The sequence below is a fragment of the Faecalibacterium sp. An122 genome (genome assembly GCF_002160895.1).
GTDB lineage: Bacteria > Bacillota > Clostridia > Oscillospirales > Ruminococcaceae > Faecalibacterium.
The window spans coordinates 1-6,372 of the sequence record NZ_NFLL01000049.1; the positions used below are offsets into that span (position 1 = coordinate 1).

General features: G+C 62.2%; 6 protein-coding genes. 4 read left to right on the top strand and 2 right to left on the bottom strand.

Translation table 11 applies throughout. The features are described 5' to 3' along the window. Window positions 1–288 precede the first annotated feature (288 nt). A complete protein-coding gene (locus B5E67_RS14830) occupies window positions 289–474 on the bottom strand; it encodes a ribbon-helix-helix protein, CopG family (protein ID WP_087249357.1) in 186 nt (61 codons plus the stop codon). A 164-nt stretch (window positions 475–638) separates the two neighbouring features. Continuing rightward, complete coding sequence (locus B5E67_RS14835) at window positions 639–827, bottom strand: CopG family transcriptional regulator (RefSeq protein WP_087249359.1); 189 nt, start codon at window positions 825–827, stop codon at window positions 639–641. 144 nt (window positions 828–971) lie between these two features. Here B5E67_RS14835 and B5E67_RS14840 point away from each other — a divergent pair, with 144 nt between their 5' ends. The 4 genes from B5E67_RS14840 to rnr all read left to right on the top strand — a co-directional run bounded on the left by B5E67_RS14840 (window position 972) and on the right by rnr (window position 5,619). Further along, on the top strand, window positions 972–1,328 hold the full coding sequence (locus B5E67_RS14840; protein WP_087385870.1) for a hypothetical protein: 357 nt from the start codon (window positions 972–974) through the stop codon (window positions 1,326–1,328). A gap of 60 nt (window positions 1,329–1,388) precedes the next feature. After that, window positions 1,389–2,984: a penicillin-binding protein 2 gene (locus B5E67_RS14845; protein WP_242957049.1), complete on the top strand. Its 1,596-nt coding sequence runs from the start codon at window positions 1,389–1,391 to the stop codon at window positions 2,982–2,984. Window positions 2,985–3,116: 132 nt separating this feature from the next. Continuing rightward, window positions 3,117–3,365: a preprotein translocase subunit SecG gene (gene secG / locus B5E67_RS14850; protein WP_087249365.1), complete on the top strand. Its 249-nt coding sequence runs from the start codon at window positions 3,117–3,119 to the stop codon at window positions 3,363–3,365. A gap of 124 nt (window positions 3,366–3,489) precedes the next feature. Continuing rightward, window positions 3,490–5,619, top strand: a complete 2,130-nt coding sequence (rnr, locus tag B5E67_RS14855; protein ID WP_087385872.1) for a ribonuclease R — start codon at window positions 3,490–3,492, stop codon at window positions 5,617–5,619. Window positions 5,620–6,372: the final 753 nt, after the last annotated feature.

Genomic DNA, 6,372 nt, shown 5'->3' on the forward strand with positions numbered 1-6,372 from the left:
AGTCCCCCCTGTCGCTGTGCGACATCCCCCCTTGGGAGAGAGTACCATAGACAGGGTGGTGCAACCTTTCCGCGCAGAAGGTACCGCATGGTTTAGAGGAGTCCCCCCGCGGCTGCGCCGCCGCCCCCGTTGGGGGCAGCCGAGCCGAGCGCGTCCAGTGGACGAAGCAGCGAGGCGAGGCTGGCGCAGTGCTCCAATTTTTACAAGGGCATTTATGCCCGCAGGAAAAATTGGCTAAGCACAAGAGGATTTATACAAAAAACCGCTCTGCCAGATTGCAGGGCGGTTTTATTGTGCCTGGTCGGGAACGTCCTCCGCCATGTTGCTGAGGGCGTACTCAATGCACTGGATAATCAACTCGTTGCGTGATAAGTCAAAGCGTGCAGCTTTGGTGTCCACTTCCTCCAGCAGCTTGGCCGGAATGCGCAGCGAGATGACCTCTTTCTCCGACTTTTTGGGGATAAATTTTCTCATGATGCGCTGTCCTCCTTGCTAAATAGTACCCTTTTTGATATGATAAAACTATATATTAGATAATGATATGTATTTTAGATATCAATAAAAGGCTGTAACTGCTGGAAAAGAGGTGCATCATGGAGAAAACAAGCAAAATCGCCCTGCACGCAGGCAGGGCGGGGTCAGGGTTTGGGGGATTCGGGGCGGTCGTCTGCCATGTTGGCGAGAGCGTAGGCAATGCACTGGTTCAAAAACTGGTTGCGGGAGATGCCGATTTCGGCGGCCTTGTGGTTGATGAAATCCAGGGTGTCGGCGGGCAGACGGATGGAAACGTTTTCTTTTTCGTTGTTTTTGGGCACAAATTTCGACATACAAGCGGACCTCCTGACACCATTGTACTCGCTTGTGTATCGTAAATCTATATTTAAAAAATCGTTCACTTTTTAAGTACAAAAGAGAATGAACCAGGGATTCACACTGCCATGCAGAGGCCGAAGGGCCGGAGAGGAGATTGTATGAACGAAGAAAACGGGATGTATCAGGACGCCGCCAGCGAAGAAGTGATGCGCCGTGCCGCCTATGTCTACGCGATTTTGTGCGGCGACTATGACCGCCGCAGCCTGCCGCCGGAGGCGGAACGCATTGAGGACCTGTACGCCAAGGGCGCGCCGGTGGACCAGCTGTACGGCGAGATGATGGCCGCCTATGACCGGTTGTCCCAGCGGCTCCACCCCGGGGAGGAAGAAGACGAGGACGTGGAGGTGTTTTTCACCAACGCCCTGGCCATGTGTGAGTATATCGGGCTGAAAATGTATCGCTATGGGGATTATTATGCCCGCCACCCCGAGCAGTTCCCCAAAAAGGGGGCGTAAAGGCATAACCCGCCCCCGGTCGGCCCATACTGACCCCGAAAGGGGGCGCGGAATGTGTCCATGCGGCGGATTGCCGCCCTGTATGGGGCGCTGTTGGTGGGGTTTGCGGTGGTGGTGTGCCGGCTGTACCTGACGGCCAGCAATACCAGCTATGCGGCCCGGGCCGAGGGCCAGAGCAGCGTCACCCTCAGCCTGCCGGCCAAACGGGGCGGGTTTTATGATTGTGACGGCCTGCCCCTCACCGGCCTGGAACAAACCTGGTACGCCCTCTGCCTGCCGGGCGAGAGCAGTTATGTGCGGCTGTACGACGCAGCGGGCACCGAGAGCCAGGGCGAACTGTACCAGCGGCGGAACGCTGCGGCGCCCTTTTTGCTGCAGGTGAGCCGGGACGTGTCCGACCTGGGGCTGTATACCTATACGGTGCCCCGGCGCTATTGCAGCGTCCCTTTGTGCCAGCACCTGATCGGCTACCTGGACGGGGACGGGAAGGGGGTGGCGGGACTGGAAGCCGCCCTCAATGACCTGCTGGCGGGCAGCCAGGCCCGGGACACCGTCACTTGTTCGGTCACGGGACAGGGACGGCTGGTGGAGGGCGCCGAGCCGGTGTATACCCAGGCTGCCGGGGATGGGGCAGGGGTGCAGCTGACCATCTCCCGGCCGGTGCAGCGGGCGGTGGAGGCGGTGGCCGCCGAAACCATGACCAGCGGGTGTATTTTGGTGCTGGACGCCGCCACCGCCCAGGTGCGGGCCAGCGTCAGCCTGCCGGGCTATGACCCCGAGGACGTGTCGGCCAGCCTGGACGCGCCGAACAGCCCCTTTTTGGACCGGACTCTGGCCGCCTATGCGGTGGGTTCGGTGTTCAAGCCGGTGCTGGCGGCCGCCGCCATCGAGGCGGGGGAGGATGACCTGGTGGTGGAATGCCCCGGCTATACGGTGGTGGATGGGCAGGTGTTCCGGTGCGCGTCGGGCACCGCCCACGGCACCGTGGACCTGGCCGCCGCCCTGGAAAAAAGCTGCAACGGCTATTTCATCCGGCTGGGCCAGGCCCTGGGGGCGGATGCGGTGCTGGAAGCCGCCGCCCGGCTGGGCTTTGGCCAGTCGGTGAGCGTGGCGGGAAGCCTGCGGGGCGCGGCGGGGGAGCTGCCCGGGCGGGATACCCTGGACACCCCCGGCCAGCTGGCCAATTTCAGTTTCGGCCAGGGCCAGCTGCTGGCCACCCCGCTGCAGGTGGCCTCCATGATGAACGCCATCGCGGCGGATGGGGTCTACCGCACCCCGTCCTTTGTCCTTGCCACCCTGGATGAGTCCACCGGCCAGGTGAAGGAGAGCGTGCCGCCGCCGGCGGCCCGGCAGGTGTTTTCGGCGGACACCGCCCAAAAACTGCGGGAACTGCTGGCCGGCGTGGTCACCGAGGGCACCGGCCACGAGGGCGCGCCGGTCCATGGCACCTCCGCCGGCAAGACCGGCACCGCCCAGACCGGCCAGTTCACCGCCGACGGCCAGGAAAAGATGAATCTGTGGTTTGCGGGGTTCTGCCCGGCGGATCAGCCGGAGTATACGGTGGTGGTGCTGCAGGACGGCCAGACCGATCCCGCCTGCTCCAGCGCCGCCATCTTCGGCCAGGTCTGCGAGGCCCTGTGGCTGCTGGAACAGTGAAAACCCGTCAAAACCTGTGCCGGGCGTCTTGCTTTTGGGCGCGGGTTGTGCTATTCTATAGAAGTATTTCCATGTAATTTTTCGGGCCCGGGCCACCGCCCGCCCCAACACGTAGTAAGGAGCGTTATACACATGACGGTTTACGAAATTGCCGGCGGCGTGATCCTGCTGGTCGTTGCAGTTGTCATCATCGTGCTGACCCTGCTGCAGCACACCCATGGCCAGGGCCTGGCCGGCGCCATCGGCGGCAATATGCAGAGCGCCAACAGCACCCGCCTGAGCCCGGCGGACCAGATGCTGGCCAAGATCACCCGGGTGGCCGGCGTGATTTTCTTCGTGGTGGCAATCGCCGCCTGCGTTCTGTCCAGCCGGTTGGGCTGAGACAGTAGAGGCCCCGCGGCAGAGCGGGGCTGTTTTTGTGTCCGGCGTGTTTGCCGGGCAGGCAGCGCGTCCGCCCGAAGAAGCAGGCGGGCGCAGAAGGATGTGAAGGAGAGTAACAAAATCTATGGCAATGAGAGATAAAATTGAGCGCGCCATTCAGATGCAGCCCTGCACGGTGCGGGATCTGAAGGCGAAATTCGGCGGCGACCGCGCCGCGGACCGCAAGGTGATGGACGCCCTGGACGAGCTGGTGCGGGAAGCCGTGGTCTGCCAGCGGGAGGGCGTGTTCTTCACCGTCCGTTCCGGCCGGAAGGACAAGGCCCTGCTGTGCAACGTGGTCAAGCTGGGCAAGACCTTCGGCTTTGTGATGCTGGAGGACGGCTCAGGGGATATTTTCATTCCGGGCCGCCTGATGAAGGGCGCCATGCCGGGGGACCGGGTCCTGGTGGAGAAGCTGGCCCATCCCCGTGTGGAGGGCAGCGACGAGGGCGAGATTCTGGCGGTGCTGGAGGAGAAGAACAGCCTGGTGGGCACCACCCGGCGGATCAGCGGCCGGCTGGTGTTCGTGCCGGATGACTGCCCGGCCATCTCGATGCAGATTCTGCGGGACAGCGAAGGCGGCGCCAAGGACGGCGACAAGGTGGCTGTGGAGATCCGCAGCCGCGGCATGCGGCAGGAGGACCACCGGGTAGCGGTGGTGATGCGGTTTGGTTCCAGTGATGAGGCCAAGCGCTGCGCCAAGGCCCTGCTGTACGCCCGGGACGTCCATGTCCGGTTCCCCGAGGAAGTGCGGGACGAGGCCAAGAAGCTGGAGGGCGCCACCGTGTCCGAGGCGGAGGCCGCCGGCCGGATGGACCTGCGTGCCCTGCCGATTTTCACCATCGACAGCGCCGAGACCAAGGACATCGACGACGCCATCAGCCTGAACCAGACCCCCGACGGCTTCGAGCTGGGCGTGCATATCGCGGACGTGTCCAACTACGTCAAGCCGGGCACCGCCCTGGACAATGAGGCATTCAGCCGGGCCACCAGCGTCTACTACGCCGACCAGGTGGTGCCCATGCTGCCCAAGCAGCTGTCCAACGGCATCTGCAGCCTGAACGAGGGCGAGCTGCGCCTGGCCTTCTCCTGCCTGATGCACCTGGACAAGGCCGGCAAGCTGGTGGATTATAAGTTCGTCAAGTCGGTGATCCGCAGCCGGGTCAAGGGCGTGTACAGCGAGATCAACGCCCTGCTGGCCGGCACCGCCGACCGCGAGACCCAGTATAAGTATGCCGAGGTGGCCGCCCAGCTGCCCGCCATGAAGGCCCTGTACACCCTGCGGGCCGGCCTGCGCCGGGAGCGGGGCTGCATGGACATCGAGAGCGGCGAGGTCAAGCTGATTCTGGACGAGAACGGCCGCTGCATCGACGTCAAGAAGCGGGTTCAGGGCGAGAGCGAGGCCATGATCGAGGAGTTCATGCTGCTGGCCAACCAGTGCGCGGCCCACTTTGCCCGCACCAAGCAGGTGCCCTTTGTCTACCGCGTCCACGAGGAGCCCAACAGCGAAAAGCTGGAGCGGCTGCACACCCTGCTGCAGGCCTGCGGCATCAACGACCACTTCGCCAAGGAAGTGCCCGAACCCAAAGAGCTGTCCGCCATCCTGGAAGGGGTCAAGGGCACGCCCTATGAGAAGATCATCCACACCGGCCTGCTGCGCTGCATGTCCAAGGCGGAATACCAAGCCGAGCCCAAGGGGCATTACGGCCTGGTGCTGAAGGATTACGCCCACTTCACCAGCCCCATCCGGCGGTATCCGGACCTGGCCATCCACCGCATCCTCACCGCCATGCTGGGCGGCATGGACAAGGAGACCCTGACGGTGAGTTACAGCGACTTTGCCGAGAAGGTGAGCAAGCAGTCCAGCGCCCAGGAAGTGGTGGCCATGCAGATCGAGCGCCGCGCCGAGGACTGCTACAAAGCCGAATATGCCCGCGCCCACATCGGCGAGCACCGGGAGGGCACCATTTCGGGCGTCACCCAGAAGGGCGTCTTTGTGGAGCTGGACAACGGCGTGGAGGGCTTTGTGCCGGTGGGCAGCCTGACCGCCACCGGCGCCCTGCTGACCGAGGGCGTCCGCCTGTCCGACCCTGTGTCGGGCAAGCAGTGGGCCCTGGGCGACCGCCTGATGATTACTATTGTCCGGGCCGACGTCAACCTGGGCAAGATCGACTTCGAAGCCGCCGCCCCGGTTACTTTTTCGGAGAAAAAGTAACCAAGTTCCTTTTTCGAGTTCCTTTTTCGAGAAAAAGGAACCAAAAAGCTTTTCAATGTGTACCATCAAGTTTGCGGGTCTCCGACACTTCCGCGGGGCCGTTACGCTAAGGCTCGCTCCCGGCGTTTGGGGCTGCGCCCCGGTACGATGCAAACGGACTCAAAACCTGATTTTACGGGTCAGGTATAGCCAGCCTCTTTGGAAGGCTCCCGGGCTGCGCCCCGGTGAGTCCGAGATTTCAGATAGCCTGATTTTCCACTAGGTACGCGCTGAAAACCTATAAAAATGCAGCAACCCTCGTCCTTTATTGGGCGGGGGTTGTTTTTATGTGTTTGGAAACCTGGGGAAGCCACTATTGATAATAAATCCACAGCGCTGATGTGTAAAAAGAGCAGCCAGAAATTTAGAGCCCCTGTCAGGGGGCGCGGCCACAGGCCGTAGGGGTTCCGCTATTGGGCGGTTGGGTGGGTTTAGATGATAAAAGGGTATCACCTTGCAATTTCAAAGTCTGCGCCCCACAGCACCAAAAGACCTACCGAACCGCCAGCCCGCCAAAGCGGGCCTGTGGTACCAATCGGAGCGGCGGGCAAAAGCCGTTAAGAAAAAACCGGGCCGTCTTTTGTAAGCGTTCAAAGTTTTGACGAGCCAAGGCCGTCGTGTTTTTTTAGGCTTTGGCCCAGAGCGACCACTCTGTCTGGGTCCAGGGGTCTCCCCTGGTCGTTAGGGTGGGTAGGGAGTCCAGAGGGGGTAGGG